The organism is Solwaraspora sp. WMMA2065 (assembly GCF_030345075.1).
In the GTDB taxonomy this organism is placed as follows: domain Bacteria; phylum Actinomycetota; class Actinomycetes; order Mycobacteriales; family Micromonosporaceae; genus Micromonospora_E.
The window spans coordinates 543,751-558,902 of the sequence record NZ_CP128361.1 but is presented as its reverse complement, the minus strand read 5'-3'; the positions used below and the strand labels follow the sequence as shown (position 1 = coordinate 558,902).

Genomic DNA, 15,152 nt, shown 5'->3' with positions numbered 1-15,152 from the left:
CCCCAGCGGAGGGAGACTTCATGGAGACGATTGAGTCGGCCGGCTACAGCCCGGCGTGGTTGGGGCTGCGGGAGCCCGCGGACGCGAAGGCGCGCTCTGCGGAACTGGTCGCCGAGGTACGCCGGCTGCTCACCGGCGCTGCCCGCACCGAAGTACACGACCTCGGCTGCGGCACCGGGTCGATGGGTCGTTGGCTGGCCCCGCAACTGCCCGGTGCCCAGCACTGGGTGCTGCACGACCGCGACCGCGAACTGCTGCGCCATGCCGAGGCCCGGATGGCCCCGGCGGCGTCCGACGGCGCGCCGGTCACCGCGACGGTACGCCGCGACGACGTCACCGCGCTCACCGTCGACGACCTGGCCGGCGCCGACCTGGTCACGGCCTCGGCGCTGCTGGACCTGCTCACCGCCGACGAGGTGGACCGGCTGGCGGCGACCGTCCGGGCGATCGCCTGTCCGGCGTTGCTGACCCTGACCGTGGTCGGTGACGTACGGTTCGATCCCGCAGAACCGCTCGACGGGGAGCTGACGGCCGCGTTCAACGACCATCAGCGGCGGCACAGCGCGGGTCGGCCGCTGCTCGGCCCGTCGGCGGTGGAATCGGCGACCGAGGCGTTCACCCGGCACGGGGCAACCGTGCTGGTGCGGCCCAGCCCGTGGCGGCTCGGCCCGGAGCAGGCCGAGCTGACCGAACGGTGGCTGGACGGCTGGATCGCGGCGGCGTACGAGCAGCGGCCGGAGCTGGCCGCCCGGCCGGGGGGCTACCGGCGCCGCCGGCTCGCCGCTGCCGCCGCCGGTGAGCTGGGGGTCACCGTGGAACACCGGGACATGTTGGTCGTGCCCGGCTGAGTTCCACTCAGCGTCCTTCCGGTGCCGGGCAGGTGAACCGGAGGCGGCACCGCCGCGTATCTGTCGGCGGAGGCTCATCGAGGGGGGCACGTAATGCACAGGGCGAAGAGCCCGCTGCGCACGGCCGGCACCGGCCGTGACGCACGGTGAAGGGCAAGGTCTGGGCCTGGCTACGACTGACGGGTGGGGCAACCATCCTCGGGCTGCTGGCCTGGCGGCTCGGCACCAACGCGTTCCTGGACGGGATGCGGGTGATCGACGTGCGGGTGCTGCTGCTCGCGGTCGGGATCGGGTTGTTGACCACGGTCTGCAGCGCTTGGCGGTGGTGTCTGGTCGCCCGGGGGATGGGGCTGGCGCTGCCGCTGGCCGGGGCGGTCGCCGACTACTACCGGGCGATCTTCCTCAACGCCGCGCTGCCCGGTGGGGTGCTGGGTGACGTGCACCGCGCGGTCCGGCACGGCCGTGAGGTGGCCGACGTGGGCCGGGGGGTACGCGCGGTGGTGCTGGAGCGGACCGCCGGTCAGCTGGTGCTGTTCGCGGTCGCCGCAGGGGTGCTGCTGACGCTGCCGGTGCCGGCATCCGCGCGGCTGGTCACCGCGGCTCAGGTGACGGTGGCCATGGTCGCGGCGGCGGCGCTGGTGGTGGCGATGTTCGTGGCGGTACGCCGCCGTCGGCCACAGGTCCGTCGAGCGGACGCCGCCGGGTCCGGCAGGTCCTGGTGGACCCGCGCGGTGGGGCGGACTGTCGCCGACCTGCGCAACGGTTTGCTGGCTCGACGGACCTGGCCCGGGGTGGCGTTGCTGTCGGTCGCCGCGCTGGCCGGTCACCTCGCCACCTTCCTGGTCGCGGCCCGCGCCGCCGGGTCGACGGCTCCGCTGCACCAACTGGCACCGTTGATGGTGCTGGCGTTGTTGGCGATGGCGGTGCCGTTGAACGTCGGCGGCTGGGGGCCGCGGGAAGGGGTGACCGCGTGGGCGTTCGGCGCCGCCGGGCTCGGCGCGGGCCTCGGGTTGACCGTGGCGGTGGTGTACGGCCTGCTGGCGTTGACGGCGAGCCTGCCGGGTGCCGGTGTGCTGGCGGCCCGCTGGTTGCGTCGGCTGCCGGCGGCCCGGCAACGGCCACCACTGCGGCTACGGCTACGGCTGCGACCGCGTCCGGCGACGTGACGGCCTGCGGCGTGACGGCACACAACGGCGGGCCCCGGCCATCGGCTGGTCGGGCTGGCCGACTACTGCTCGCCGAACCGGGACGACAGGGCGTAGCGCAACAGGGCCACGTCGCCGATCTGGCGGACCTCGACCAGCGTCGCCCGCCGGTCGGCGTGCCACGGGAAGTTGCCGTCGCCGACGAACCGGGGTGCCCGGGAGTCGCCGACGAAGATCGGGGCGACCACCAGGTGCAGTTCGTCGGCCAGCCCCGCGGTGAGGAACTGGGTGTGCACCCGTCCGCCACCTTCGACCATCAACCGGCCGACGCCCCGTACATGCAGGTCGCCGACGACCCGTCGCAGGTCGACCGGGTCACCGCAGTCGACGACGCTGGCGAGTCCGGCGAGTCGGCTGCGGGCGCTGTCCAGGCTCGCCGTGGCGCAGTACACGACCTTGTCGACGTCGCCGACGGTGAAGAACCGCGCCTGCGGGTCGAGGTCGGCGCTGCCGGTGACGGTGACCTTCATCGGGGTGGGTGGGTGGCCGGCGGCCACCCGCCGACGCCGGCGGTCCGCCGACCGGACCAGCAACCGAGGGTCGTCGCGGCGCACCGTGCCGGCCCCGACCAGGATCGCGTCGCAGTCGGCGCGTACCGCGTCGACCCGGTCGAAGTCGGCGTCGTTGGACAGCAGCAGACGCCGCCCGCTCGCGTTGTCCAGATACCCGTCGATCGACATGCCGCAGCTGAGCAGGACGTAGGGTCGCTCAACCACTGATGGCACCTCCTCGACGACCGAAAGATAGCCTGCATGCGAGGCCGGCACACATTCTCCCGTACGGCTCATGTGTCGGTGCCGGCCGGACCGGCGCCGACGCTCTGTGCAGCACATCACCGATAGGACGTACGATGCTTGAACCGCCGCCCCACGCTCCGGTCAACGGTAAGCTCGCCGCCACCAACGGGACGGGTCCCGCGCCGACGGCGACGGTCCGCCGACAGGTCACGGTGCCGCTGCGGTTCCCCGACGGCTACACCGCCAGCGCCCGGGTCTTCACCTTCGACGGTCTGGCCGACCGCCGCGAGCACGTGGCGCTGGGCCTGGGCGACTGGCACCGGGCACTGGAACCGGCCGGCGACGGCGGTGACCCACCGCTGGTACGCCCGCACAGTGAGTGCCTGACCGGCGACGTGTTCGGCAGCCAACGGTGTGACTGCGGCCCGCAGCTGCGCGAGGCGGTGGAGCGGATCGCCGCCCGCGGCGGCTTCCTGCTCTACCTGCGGCAGGAAGGGCGGGGCATCGGGCTGTACGCCAAGCTCGACGCCTACGCGCTGCAGGACGCCGGGTTGGACACCTTCGAGGCGAACGTGGCCCTGGGCCGGGGCGAGGACGAACGCGACTACACGGTAGCGGCGCAGATGCTGCTCGCGCTCGGCGTGCACCGGGTAGCCCTGCTCAGCAACAATCCGGACAAGGCGGCACAGCTCACCGGGCTCGGGGTCACGGTGACCGAACAGATCCCCACCGGTGTGCACGTCTCAGCGGCGAACGTGCGCTACCTGGCCGCCAAGGCGAACCACGCCGCACACACCATCGATCTGTCGGTGACCGACTGACGGAGCCGGTCACCGGCAGATCGACAGCTCATCGGCCCGGTGCGGCGGCGGTCACTCGCCCGACGGAGCGGGCAGGGTGACGCCGAGCCGGACCGGGGCGCCGAAGTCCGGCGTACCGTCGGCGTTCCAGGTGAACTTCTGGGCCCGGGTGGACCGGTTCATGTCGCAGCCGCCGGACGCCGAGTCGTTGCCGTGGTTGCTGCCCGCGTTGTAGGTGCCGAGCAGGTAGAGGTTGTTGTTGACCCGCAGCACGCTGGCGTCGAGTTGCCAGTCGCTGCCGAGGTCGGCCTTGAAGGTGTACGGCCCCATCGGGTCGGTGCCGGCGCTCTCCAGTACGTGCAGCCGCTGGGTCGGGTTGAAGTCGGCGACGTTGCGCCCGGCCACGCAGTACAGATACCAGCGCGGCCCGTTGGGCCCGTCGATCAGGTGGAACTCCGGCGCCCACATGTTGCAGCAGCCGTTGGACCGCCCGGCGAGGTTGAACACGGTCGTGCCGAGCTCGCACCCGGGGACCGGGACGCGGCCGGCAGGCTGCTCGGCGAAGCTCGCCGGTTGTTGGAGCGGTGCGGCATGGTCGCCCGGACGCCCGAGGTGGACAGCCAGCTGGCGACAGCCGGCATCGCGGCCAGCTGAATCCGCTCAGCTCACCGAGACGGTGACAAGCTGTCCCCGGTGGTCGCTCATCCCCCGGCCCGGCACCATCCGATAGTCGTGGACCCGGACCGGACCGGCGGTGAACGCCCAGTCCAACCGCCACAGCGGGATGTTCCCGTCCGGCCAGGAGACCGGGTGGATCTGCTGGCTGGCGGGGAGCGCGTCCCGCAGCCGGCGGCCGAGGGCACGCAACTCGCCCATCGCCGCTGTCGCGTTGAAGTCGCCGGCCAGCAGCACCGGTGCCGGGTTGCCGGCGAGGTCGGCCACCACCGCCCGGTGATGGGCCTGCCGACGGATCTCCTGCGCCCGCATGAAGGCGGTGAACTCGGGCCGTCGCGGGTCCATCGAGACGTCCAGCTGCACCGGGATGTGCACGTTGTACGCCGAGAACACCGTCCCACCCACCAGCAGGTCGGTCCGCAGGATCTTGTGCCGGTAGTAGTCGGCGAAATCGGAGCCGGGCGGCGGACCGCCCAGCTGTCGGTCGGTCAGGTAAGGCGTGGCGTCCAGCGCATGGTGACGTACCACCGGGTACCGGGACATCGTCAGCAGCTCGCCGACCGCGACGATCTGGTAGTCGGGGAACCGTTCGCGCAGTTCGGCGCGGTGGTCGACGCGGACCGGACGGTGCCCGGCGAGATCCCAGCCGACGTGCTCGCTGAGCAGGTAGACGTCGGCCCGCTGATCGGCCAGGTAGGCGTAGAACCGCTCCGGGTCGTCGCCGTCGTGCCAGTACTCGGTGTTCCAGGCGAACACCCGAATCGCGTCGGCGGGGACGGGCGCAGCGGTGTCGCGTCCGCCCGGCAGGGCATGCACGTTCAGCCCGGCCAGGTCGGCGCCGAGCACCAGACAACCGACGAGAACCAGGGCGAGCCGGGCGCGGACCGGGCGGGCCAGCAGCGTCAGCGGTGCCAGCAGCAGCGGCACCGCGACAAACAGCAGCGGCGGCATCAGCTCGAACGGACGCCACCACCACTGCGTACCGGTGAGGGTCAGGAACACCGCGAGGAACAGGCTCCAGCCAGCGACGGTGGCGAACACCAGCCGGGTACGCGGTGGCCAACGTCGACGCCGGTGGCCGCCGGGACCGCGGCCCGCCGGTCCGTCCCCTGGGGCCGCTGGCGGCGCGGCGGTCCGGGCCGCGCCGCCAGCGGCGGCAAGCAGGTGGCTCATGCCGGTGTCCCGGTCGCCGTCGAGGCGGCCGGCACGGCGGTGGACGGCCACTGTGCGTCGTACAACCGGCGGAACCGGCCCGACACCAGCCACTGCAGGACGCCGACCGCGATGCCGGTGGAGATGGCCACGTTGGTCGCGAACGCGACGGCGGTGAAAACCGTCAGGAAGCCCGCGCCGCGCCGGCGCAGCACGTAGCGGTACATCGCGGCGTCACCGGCGAGCATCCCCGCGAGCAGCGCCCCGGTGGCCAGTAACGCCCACGGGCTCAGCACGACCAGTGGCAGACTGGCCAGCACACCGAGCGCGGCGAGCGCGGCGAGCGAACGTGAGGCGCTCTCGAAGCCCTTGGCGAAGCGCCGACGCCGGGCGAACAGCGGCACCCGCAGCCGCGCCCGGCGGAACAGCTTGCGCATCAGCGGCAGCAGCTTGTCGTCGTCGTCGTGCCAGCCCCGGACCGCGTCGGTGACCCGGATCTGGTAGCGGGTGGACATCCGCTGCCCGTAGTCGACCTCCTCGGTCTGGCGCAGCCGGGGATTGAACGGGCCGACTTCGTCGAACACCCGCCGGGGGATCGCGGTCAGCGACGAGAACAGGAAACTGACCTCGCCGAGCGATGCCATCCGCCAGCAGTACGCCTGCAGCACCCGGCACTGCTCCACCACGCTGTCGCGGATCAGCGGCTCATCTTCGTAGATGCCGCAGACCGCACCGTACTCGGGATGCGCGCGCAGTTCGGCGACCGCCGTCTCGATAGCGTCCGGCCGCAGCGCCACGTCCGAATCGACGAAGAACAGGATCTCGCCACGGGCCGCGGCGGCCCCCATGTTGCGGGCCACCGCGACGCCGCTGTTGCGGGCGGTCCGCAACACCGTGACGGCCCGCTGCCGGGCGATCGCCAGTGAGTCGTCGGTGCTGTGGTCGTCGACAACGATGACCTCGATCGGACGGTACGTCTGGTCCAGCGCCGCGTCGACGCACCGGCCAATGGAGTTGCCGTAGTTGTAGTTCGGGATGATGACGGACACGAGCGGGTCGGCCATTGCTGCTCCTTGTCGGGTTGGGGCGGTAGTCGGCTGAGGGTGGGCCCGGCCGTCGGTCAGCGCAGCCGGGCGGTGAGATCGAGCGGCACGGCGTAGTGCGCGGCGAGCAGCGTGCCGGCCAGCAGCACGCCCCACAGCAGGGCGTTGACGACCATGACCCGGTCGCGCAGCAGAATCCGGGTCGGTTCCCCGCCGTCCCCGTCGACCACCAGGACCTGCAGGTACCGGGCGACAGCGAAGAACGCGAACGGCACCGAGCCGAGCAGGGCCAGACCGGTGTACGGGTCGGCCACCGTCTCCTGCAGGGAGAACAGGAAGGCGACCACGGTCAGCACCGCGCAGAAGACGATGAGGTGATCGAGGTACTGGACCGAGTACCCGCGCAGCGACGGCCGGTGGTCACTGCCGGAGACGGTCACCTCGTGCCGCCGCTTGCCGAGGATGAACAGCAGGCACAGGGCGAAGACCGCGACCAGCAACCACCGGCCGACCGGTGCGCCGACGGCCAGCTGACCCTGGACGACCCGCAGCACGAAGCCGACCGCGACCACGCACACGTCGACCAGTGGCAGGTGCTTCAGGCCGCAGCTGTAGGCCAGGTTGAGTACCAGGTAGCCGGCGATCGGCCACCAGGCGATGGTCGGCCCGAGCAGCACCGCGGCGGCCAGCAGCAGCGCCAGGGCAAGACCGACGGCGTACGCCACCGGGACACTGATCCGACCGGCGGCGATCGGCCGGTGGCGTTTGGTGGGATGGGCCCGGTCCCGGTGCCGGTCGTAGACGTCGTTGCCGACGTACACCAGGGACGAGGCGAGGGTGAACAGTACGACCGCCCAGCCGGTCCGGGCCAGCGGTCCCGGCCCCAACGCCGGTGCGTCGATCAGGGCGAGCGGAACCACCAGCAGGTTCTTCGCCCACTGGTGCGGACGGATCAGACTGATCAGGTCGGTCAGCAGGCCGGGCCGGCGGGCGCCGGCCGGCGGTGGGGTCGGGTTGGGCCCGGCGGTGGGGCCGGTGCCGACGGGCTGGTCGATGGCGATGGTCACGACGAGCTCCGGTGGGTGTGGGAGGCGTGGGGTGAGCTACCGGACGGTTCAGAAGACGGCCTTGGCCAGGCTCAGGACGCCCTGTTTCCACGGATCCCGGCTGGTCCGACCGGCCGACGGGCCGCCAGCGGGTGCGGCGGCGCGGTTGGTTCGCCACCAGTGGTACGTACGCAGGATCGCGTCGCGGTTGGAGTACTGCGGCCGCCAGCCGAGGACCTCGCCGGCCTTGTCGATGCTGACGTACGAGTCGTTGCACAGCTTGTGGACGAGCCGCCCGTACACCGGCGACAGCCGCAGCCGTTCGAGCAGTCGCAGAACGGCGACGGCGGGGCGCGCCGGGATCGACACCACCCGCCCGCCGTGCCCGGCCGCGTCGAGCACCGCCTGGAAGTCGTCCCGCAGCGTGCCGAACTCGGCCGCGCCCAGGTTGAACGTGTCGTTGGCGTGGTCGGCGGGAGCGTGCAGGACGACCCGGACCGCGTCGACCAGGTCCTCCACGGCGAACATCTGGATCCGCACGTCGCCCCGGCCGAGCACCGGAAAGCTCCGGCCCTCCTCGGCCCATTCGAACAGCATCGCGAACAGGCCCATCCGGCCAGGACCGAGGAAGGTCTTCGGTCGCAGCATCGGCACGCACATCCCGCTGGCCCGCGAGCGCTCACCGACCTCCTCGGCGGCGGCCTTCGCCCGGCTGTACGGGTCGACCGGGCAGCGCGGGTGGTCCTCGGTGGTCGGTACCTGCCTGGGCAGCCCGTACACGGCGGTGGTCGAGATGTGCACGACCCGGTCGGCGCCGACCGCCCGGGCGGCGTCGAGCACGTTGCGGGTGCCGTCCACGATGATCGACCGGATCTCGGGTTCCGGGTAGCTGGGCAGCGCTGCGGCGGTGTGCACCACCACGTCCGTACCGCGCAGCGCCGCGCGGACCCGGGCTGCGTCCCGCACGTCGGCGGTCAGGTAGTCGACGCCGGGCACCGGTTCGGCCGGTGGCCGCAGGTCGACGCTGCGTACCTGCCATCCGTCGCCGGCCAGGGACCGCACCAGGTTGCCACCGAGCATGCCGCTGCCGCCGGTCACGGTCACCGTCCCGGCCGCGGCCCCGCTCACCACAGCGACGACACCTTCTCGGCCACGAAGCGGGCCAGCAGCCGGGTCATGCCGAGTGAGAGAGTCCGGTCCAGGCAGTCGAGGAAGTGCTCGACCTCGGCGGTTTCGACGACCAGTGGTGGCCCCACCACCAGCGGGTTTCTGCCGTTGAGTGTGTAGTAGCTGTAGATGTCGTGGTCGCGGTAGAGGGCGTTGATCACCGCGCAGGTGACGAGCTTGGTGCCGAACTGCGGATCCTTGGCGAGCCCGCCCGGTGCGACCCTGGCCGCCAGGTCCAGCGAGCGGGCGCTGTTCAGGAAGACGCCCCAGAGCGCACCGGCACCCCGTACCTCGGTCACCACGTCGGGATGTTCCTTGGCGATCCTGGCGAGTCCTGGCGCGAGCACCCGCTCGATGGCCCGTGCCCGGGCCGGGAAGTCCTCGTCGACCACCACGTTGATCGCCTCGATCGCGGTCGCGGTCTCCTCGCCGAAGCCGTAGTAGGTGGTGCTGGTGCTCTGCAACAGCGCGTCGTTGAGGCTGCCGTACGCCTTGGTGAAGATCCGCCGCCGGGCCACGTACGCCGAGATCGACGACTTTCCCCCGCCGAAGGACTTCGAGGTGGTCACCACGTCGGGGATGAGCCCGGGGTAGCGCATGAAGTGGAACATGGTCCCGGTCTTGCCCCATCCGGTGTAGATCTCGTCGAAGATCAACACGATGTCCTCGCGGGTGCACAGCTCACGCAGGCCACGCAGGAACTCCTCCGAGCACCACCGCATCGTCGAGGCGCTGAACGGCTCGATGAGGATGGCGTACACGTCGCTGCGGCCCTTACGGTCGCGGCTGGCCTCCACCGCCGCCCGTACGGCGGCCAGGTCGTCGTAGTCGAACGACACCACCCCGGGGATGCCGGGGAAGGCAAAGTGGTTCTGGGTGCTGCCGGTGAGGCTGCCGGAGCCGAGCAGCTTGCCGTGGAAGCTGATGTCGCTGCGCAGGATCGTGTTGCGCCGCCCGCCGTGGTACTTGTACGCCAGCTTCACCGCGCCCTCGACGGCCTCCGCGCCGGAATTCGGCAGGAACGACATGTCGAGGTCGCCGGGCAGGACGGCGGCCAGGTTGTGTGACAGCGCGGCGAGGTACGGCGAGAAGTAGGTCTTGTGCACCTCCATCCGCTGCCGCTCGGCGAACCGGCGTCGGGCAGCCACGATGCGCGGATGGTTGTGGCCGTGGTTGAGCACGCCGACGCCGCCGGTGAAGTCGAGAATCCGCCGGCCGTCGCGGGTGTGGATGTAGGCGCCTTCGGCCCGGTCGGCGAGTTCCCGGCCGAACCCGAACGAGGTCATCAGGCTGACCTGGCCCTTGTTCACGTGCCGGCGGTACAGGTCGTGCACCTGCTCGACGCTGAGCTGTTCGGCGTCGTCGATGGACAACAGTGGTGGCATCTCGCTGGGTCCTTTCTTTCTCTGATCGCGGCGAGCAGGTGCCCGCCGATGGTGGGCGGTGGCGTGCGGTAGCGGGTCAGAACGAAGCCGGGGCCGGGGACCGTTCCGCCGAGGTGTCCGTCGACGTGGCGGCCGCCCGCGCGGCACGCCGGTCGCGCAGCGCGGTCACGAGCAGGGCGGCCCCGGCGGTGAGGACCTCGGCGAGCGTGCAGAGCACCCGGCTGGCGATGGCGGTGGTGACCGCCGCCGGCAGCGGCAGCACGACGGTGAGGGCGGCGATCAGCAGGACGTCGCGCACCCCGACGCCGTCCGGGACGAACAGGGCCAGGGTGCCGGCCACGCTGGCGATCGCGAAGGCGCCCAGGGCCACTGGCAGCGCCTCGACCGGTGCGGCGCCCAGCAGGGTGGCGACCAGCCAGACGTGCACCCCGAACAGCACCCACGAGGCCGTCTGCCAGCCGATCGACCGCCGCAGGTGCTCCGGCCGGGCCAGCCGGGCCGGCTGCGGGCGACGGGCCAGCCGGGCCGCCACGGCCACCACCCGGTCGACCAGCGCCGGCCGGACGAGCAGCAGCCCGAGCAGCGCGCCGAGGGCCGGGAACAGCCAGAGGGCGTGGGCGCCGAGCAGGGCCGGCGCGACCAGCAGGCCGACGGCCCCTCCGCTGAGCAGCACCACCACCACGTTCACCAGGTAGATTCCGGCCATTCTGGAATGGCTCACCCCGGCCCGCTCGCCGAGCTTGAGCAGGGCGAGCAGTCCCCAGACCCGGCCGGGCAGGAACTTGCCGAGGAAGCCGACGAAGAACATCCGGACACCGGCGGTGACCGGCACCGGCGCGCCGGTCGCCGAGATCGTCAGCAGCCAGGCGCGGGCGGCGCAGAGCAGGCCGCCCGAGGTGACCGCGAGCGCCGCGGCCAGCGCCGGTACCGTCCGCGGGCGAGTCAGCTGGCCGAGCGTCGACCAGTCCTGGTCACGTAGTGCGAGCGCGATGGCGACGCAGACGGCGACCACGAACGCACCGACGACCAGCCGCCCGACGAGCCGGCGACCACGCCGGACAGTGCCGGGTGCCGGCTCTCGGCCGGCGGGTGTCGGCGCGTCTGTGGCCATGACGGCCTGCTCCTCTCCTCGTGTCGGACGGTTCGTCGGCGGGCCGCCCGCGCAGGGCAGATCGTGGCCCAACCAGGCTCACCACCACGACAATCGTCAATGGGTCGACGGTAGGGGCCGGCTCCCGGGCCGGCCAAGGTGGCAGAGCCCCATCCGCCGGCAGGCTCCATGAAGGTGGCGGCACCGGCTACGACCAAGGACGCGCGACGCCTCGACCAACGGCGCGTACGGATGCAGCCGGGGCGCAGGCGCACCGCCGGGTCGGACGACACGCGGGCGGGCGGAGCGGAGGCTCTCGGACAAGATTTCGCCGTCCGCCCCGCAGTACGACGAACAGGCCAGCCAGGTCCGACCGGTGAGGATTCAAGTTAATTTATATGGGTAAATTGCTAAAAAAACACTTATGGTCAGCAAAATCATAACCAGAGACCACACCCAAGCGGCCTGAGCAGGGACAATCCAATCCCGACACTCAAATCCCGTAAGGGGGTGGATGTTCCAGTCGGGAGCGCTATCATAAGTCTCCGTGACAGGAGTCGGCGGGGAGGCCTCTTGACAACTGGGCGTGACGCGGACGCGGCCCGAAGCCCGGACACCACGGGGATCCTCGACGAGGTCTTCAGCGCGTTCACCAGGGCCCTGCGACAGCAGGGCAACCAGTTGATCAGCCGGCCGGAGGTCGTCGAACAGCTCGCCGGCCAGGTCGCGTCGGTCCTCGACGACGTGGCGGCTCAGCTCAGACTGCCGGACACCTCCCGGATAGCACTGACGGGTGAGGCTCGGCTGTCCAGTGTCGAAATCGGTGCGCAGCGGGCCGAGCACGGCATCCACCCGGTGGAGTCGCTACGCGCCGCCATCACGTTGTTCGAGGTCGGCCTGCCAATCATCAGTCGCGAATTCGCGCCCACCGACAGCATCAGCGCGACCCGGATCAGCAAACTGTTCCATAAGGCGATCATGGAGCGGGTCGCCGTCGGATCCCTGTCCTACGTGACGTTCCTGATGACAAAGCTGCAGGAGTCCCGGCAGGAGGAACGGCGACGGATAGCTCGGGAGTTGCACGACCGGGTGCTGCACGGCATGAGCCTGACGCTGCACCGACTGGACCTGAACCGGCACTACGCCGAACACGACCAGGCGCGTGCGCGGGCCAATCTCGACAGCGCGGTCGAGTACCTCGGCGAGGCGGTGCGTACCGTACAGCAACTCTCCGCTGAGCTGCGCCGTTGCGTCGGCGAGGAGGGCCTGGCGAGCGCGCTGCGCGAGTACCTGAAGGTGACGACACCACCATCGGTACGGGCCTCGCTGCGCGTCGCCGGCGATGTCAAGGCCCTGCCGCCGGACACCACCGAGGAGCTCTACCTGATCCTGCGCGAGGCGGTCCGCAACGCGCTACGCCACGCCGCACCGCGCCGGCTGGACGTCACCGTCGACATAGCTGCCGCCGAGGTGCGCGCCGTGGTCTCCGACGACGGACAGGGCTTCGACCCGGGTGGCCCGGACCGGGCCGGCGGCGGACTACCGTCGATGCGGGAGCGGGCACTGCTGCTACGGGGCCGACTCGCCGTCGTCAGCGAGCCAGGCAAGGGCACCCGCATCGAGGTACGGGTCCCGCTGATGGAGAGCGGGCTTTGACCGCCCCGGACCGGCCGCAGATCCGGGTCTGTCTCGCCGACGACCACACGCTGATGCGCGACGGCATCCGCGAGATGCTCTGCACCGATGCCGGATTCACGGTCGTCGGCGAGGCGTCGACCGGGCCGGAGGCGGTGGCCGTGTGCGTCCGGTTACGACCCGACGTCCTGCTGCTGGACGTGGAGATGCCGGGCCTCGGCGCCGCCGCCGTCGTCCGCCAGATCGGCCGGGCCGCCCCACAGACCCGGGTCGTCGTGGTGACCATGCACGACGACCCGGACCTCGTGTCCGAACTGCTGGCGGCCGGCGCAGTCGCGTACCTGCTCAAGACGATCCTGCGGGACGAACTCGTCGCCGCCGTCCGGTCCGTGGTGCGCCGGCCCGTGCAGAACGTCCTGCTGGCGGTGTCCCGTGCGACCGTGGAACGGCTCGACCGGCAGCGACCGCGCACCACGCCACCGTTGACCGAACGCGAGTTGGAGGTGCTGCGGTTGACCGCCGAAGCGCTGAGCAACGCCCAGATCGCCGGTCGGCTGTGCATTACGGAGGCCACCGTCAAACGGCACCTGACGAACATCTACGCGAAGCTGCACGCGGTGTCGCGGGTCGACGCGATCCGCAAGGCCACCGCCGCGCGGCTGATCAAGCCGGTGCCGCAGGCACCGGTCAGCTGACGCCAGCGGTGCGCCGGCTGAGCCCAGCCATGGTCGAGGATGTCCATGCCCCCGGGCCGCCGGCAACGCCTATGCATCAAGCAGAATTCCCTTCTGCGATTTCCGGAGGTGCCTCGCAGAGGAGGTCGCCGGCCCGCTTGACCCGCAGTCCCGAGCCGGGAACCCGTGCGACCAGCTTACGCATCAGGTACTCGGCGTGGGAGCGAGTCAGATTCGTAGCTACATACACCGGGCCGGCGGATGTTGGTACCTCCCTCGGAAAATACCCGGGGGTCACATCGGCCTGGTTCGCGCTGACGGCACCGCTGATGATCGTTGCCTGGATGCCCGCATACTCCGAAACGAACTTCACCAGATCGCGTACCGCTCGCGCGGCGGCGACAGGACGCCGGGTGCCGTTGGGCTCCTCCAAAGAGTAGATTGTGAACCGGCCACGCACACGGCGGAGCCGTAGGCGCAGCAGTTGCCGTCGGTCGGCATCCTCAGCAACCTCGACGTAGCGATCAAGGAAGACGGCAAGTAATTCGTCGTCCAACTTCCGGACCCGGGTCGTCTCGGTCGGATAGTCCATCAACCTGGCGACCTGGCCCTCTTCGAGGTTGGAAAGCACCGCTTCCAGTTGGCCGATCGTGGTCACGTCCAGCGCGATCAACTGTTCAAGCAGAACGGCGAGTGACAGCGGGTCGCCTGGTTCATCGTCTGGGAATCGGTCGGCAACCAGTTCCGCCAGTGTTGCTCGGTCCAGTGGGGTCGGGTTGAGTGGCCCCGGCGACGATTCGTCCACCCCGATCCCTGGCTCGTCAGCCGGTCCGAGATCGCTGACCTCCTGCGGCCGGAGCAACTCCTCGATCTCGTCGAAGATCTTATCCATGTACCGACGCATGCCGCCGGCCTCGACGAAGTACCGATCCACTCGCCCCTTTTCGTTGGGCGTCATCTCTTGGTATGCACCGGACTTATAGCGGATGTCGTGCTCGTACTCTGCCCAAGCGTGACCCGCCACGCTACGCACCTGAATCTCCAGACCCTTATACTTCTCGAGAAACTTCACAAGGGCCGAATACCGCTGCTGCGCATCGGAGTCCTTGATGCCGGTAATGACGATGTGCTCGCTGTCGTATCCGTTATGCTTCGTGTGACCGGGATTCTGCCATTCACGGTACGAGCAGCGGCTCACAATCAGGTTAGCCAAGTCATTGCGGGCTCGGGTAGTGTAGACGATAACGCGGGCCGCCACGCAGTCATGGATCTGAGCAGCGGGGTCGGCGTACTTCGGTGTTCCGTCGCCCTTCGTTTTCTGTGATTTCTCCGTGTACGAGGCCAAGGTTTTGGGGCGCGCCTCCACCAGGTGCACGTCGATGCTGGCGTCCCACGCCAACTCCGCCAGGAAGCGTTTCGTCTCGCCAGCCGCCTCTGCAAGGAAACCCTGATCCTGCGCGTACTGCCACAGGTACGAAGGGACCTGCTCAATGCCTTCGATCTCGGACACCCGGGTAGGATACCCGCGCGCTGGTCCGAGTTGGACGGCGATCCTTGTCGAGGATCGGCTGGACTGCGGTCCTGGTTCGAGGTGATGGAGGTCGCGAGGGGCGCCACCCTAGCCATGAGCACCCCATCAAGGCGCTACTGGGCCAGGCGGGGGACGTGCGTAGATCTCCGGAGCGGGTACGGTCG

At 70.5% G+C, this 15,152-nt stretch carries 14 protein-coding genes; 5 read left to right on the top strand and 9 right to left on the bottom strand.

Translation table 11 applies throughout. From position 1 onward, the window contains the following. Nucleotides 1-20: 20 nt before the first annotated feature. A complete protein-coding gene (locus O7610_RS02530) occupies nucleotides 21-848 on the top strand; it encodes a class I SAM-dependent methyltransferase (RefSeq protein WP_281554140.1) in 828 nt (275 codons plus the stop codon). Between the two features lie 146 nt (nucleotides 849-994). Next, nucleotides 995-2,014, top strand: a complete 1,020-nt coding sequence (locus tag O7610_RS02525) for a lysylphosphatidylglycerol synthase transmembrane domain-containing protein (protein ID WP_281554139.1) — start codon at nucleotides 995-997, stop codon at nucleotides 2,012-2,014. A 62-nt stretch (nucleotides 2,015-2,076) separates the two neighbouring features. Here O7610_RS02525 and O7610_RS02520 read toward each other — a convergent pair whose 3' ends face one another. Beyond that, entirely contained in the window at nucleotides 2,077-2,769 is a 693-nt protein-coding gene (locus O7610_RS02520; protein WP_281554138.1) for a RibD family protein, read from the bottom strand. A 134-nt stretch (nucleotides 2,770-2,903) separates the two neighbouring features. On the opposite strand from O7610_RS02520, the gene O7610_RS02515 reads away from it, so the two are divergent. Continuing rightward, nucleotides 2,904-3,611, top strand: coding sequence for a GTP cyclohydrolase II (locus O7610_RS02515; RefSeq protein ID WP_281554137.1), 708 nt, complete (start codon nucleotides 2,904-2,906; stop codon nucleotides 3,609-3,611). Nucleotides 3,612-3,662: 51 nt separating this feature from the next. Here the strand turns inward: O7610_RS02515 and O7610_RS02510 are convergent, their stop codons facing one another. The 7 genes from O7610_RS02510 to O7610_RS02480 all read right to left on the bottom strand — a co-directional run bounded on the left by O7610_RS02510 (nucleotide 3,663) and on the right by O7610_RS02480 (nucleotide 11,169). Continuing rightward, a complete protein-coding gene (locus O7610_RS02510; protein ID WP_281554136.1) occupies nucleotides 3,663-4,097 on the bottom strand; it encodes a glycoside hydrolase family protein in 435 nt (144 codons plus the stop codon). 153 nt (nucleotides 4,098-4,250) lie between these two features. After that, on the bottom strand, nucleotides 4,251-5,438 hold the full coding sequence (locus tag O7610_RS02505) for an endonuclease/exonuclease/phosphatase family protein (RefSeq protein WP_289212549.1): 1,188 nt from the start codon (nucleotides 5,436-5,438) through the stop codon (nucleotides 4,251-4,253). Beyond that, nucleotides 5,435-6,481 carry a glycosyltransferase family 2 protein gene (locus tag O7610_RS02500; RefSeq protein ID WP_281554134.1) on the bottom strand — a complete coding sequence of 349 codons (1,047 nt, stop codon included), beginning with the start codon at nucleotides 6,479-6,481 and terminating at the stop codon, nucleotides 5,435-5,437. Before O7610_RS02500 ends, O7610_RS02505 begins: the two co-directional genes overlap by 4 nt. A gap of 56 nt (nucleotides 6,482-6,537) precedes the next feature. Next, entirely contained in the window at nucleotides 6,538-7,527 is a 990-nt protein-coding gene (locus O7610_RS02495; RefSeq protein ID WP_289212548.1) for a decaprenyl-phosphate phosphoribosyltransferase, read from the bottom strand. Between the two features lie 48 nt (nucleotides 7,528-7,575). Beyond that, nucleotides 7,576-8,634 (bottom strand): NAD-dependent epimerase/dehydratase family protein, encoded by a 1,059-nt coding sequence (locus O7610_RS02490; RefSeq protein WP_289212547.1) that lies wholly within the window; start codon nucleotides 8,632-8,634, stop codon nucleotides 7,576-7,578. After that, entirely contained in the window at nucleotides 8,631-9,959 is a 1,329-nt protein-coding gene (locus tag O7610_RS02485; RefSeq protein WP_281555528.1) for an aspartate aminotransferase family protein, read from the bottom strand. Before O7610_RS02485 ends, O7610_RS02490 begins: the two co-directional genes overlap by 4 nt. Nucleotides 9,960-10,134: 175 nt before the next feature. After that, entirely contained in the window at nucleotides 10,135-11,169 is a 1,035-nt protein-coding gene (locus O7610_RS02480) for a lysylphosphatidylglycerol synthase domain-containing protein (protein ID WP_289212546.1), read from the bottom strand. Nucleotides 11,170-11,721: 552 nt separating this feature from the next. On the opposite strand from O7610_RS02480, the gene O7610_RS02475 reads away from it, so the two are divergent. Both O7610_RS02475 and O7610_RS02470 read left to right on the top strand, forming a co-directional pair. Next, nucleotides 11,722-12,804 (top strand): sensor histidine kinase, encoded by a 1,083-nt coding sequence (locus O7610_RS02475; RefSeq protein WP_289212545.1) that lies wholly within the window; start codon nucleotides 11,722-11,724, stop codon nucleotides 12,802-12,804. Next, nucleotides 12,801-13,478: a response regulator gene (locus tag O7610_RS02470; RefSeq protein WP_289212544.1), complete on the top strand. Its 678-nt coding sequence runs from the start codon at nucleotides 12,801-12,803 to the stop codon at nucleotides 13,476-13,478. The genes O7610_RS02475 and O7610_RS02470 overlap by 4 nt, the downstream gene beginning before the upstream one ends. 76 nt (nucleotides 13,479-13,554) lie before the next feature. Here the strand turns inward: O7610_RS02470 and O7610_RS02465 are convergent, their stop codons facing one another. Continuing rightward, the gene (locus O7610_RS02465; RefSeq protein WP_289212543.1) at nucleotides 13,555-14,967 is read right to left on the bottom strand and encodes a RelA/SpoT-related domain-containing protein; all 1,413 of its coding nucleotides are present in this window, start codon (nucleotides 14,965-14,967) and stop codon (nucleotides 13,555-13,557) included. Nucleotides 14,968-15,152 lie beyond the last annotated feature (185 nt).

Coding starts and splice junctions, on each gene's coding strand:
- O7610_RS02530 (WP_281554140.1), top strand. CDS start 21: ATGGAGACGATTGAGTCGGCCGGCTACAGCCCGGCGTGGTTGGGGCTG.
- O7610_RS02515 (WP_281554137.1), top strand. CDS start 2,904: ATGCTTGAACCGCCGCCCCACGCTCCGGTCAACGGTAAGCTCGCCGCC.
- O7610_RS02505 (WP_289212549.1), bottom strand. CDS start 5,438: ATGAGCCACCTGCTTGCCGCCGCTGGCGGCGCGGCCCGGACCGCCGCG.
- O7610_RS02500 (WP_281554134.1), bottom strand. CDS start 6,481: ATGGCCGACCCGCTCGTGTCCGTCATCATCCCGAACTACAACTACGGC.
- O7610_RS02485 (WP_281555528.1), bottom strand. CDS start 9,959: ATGACCTCGTTCGGGTTCGGCCGGGAACTCGCCGACCGGGCCGAAGGC.
- O7610_RS02480 (WP_289212546.1), bottom strand. CDS start 11,169: ATGGCCACAGACGCGCCGACACCCGCCGGCCGAGAGCCGGCACCCGGC.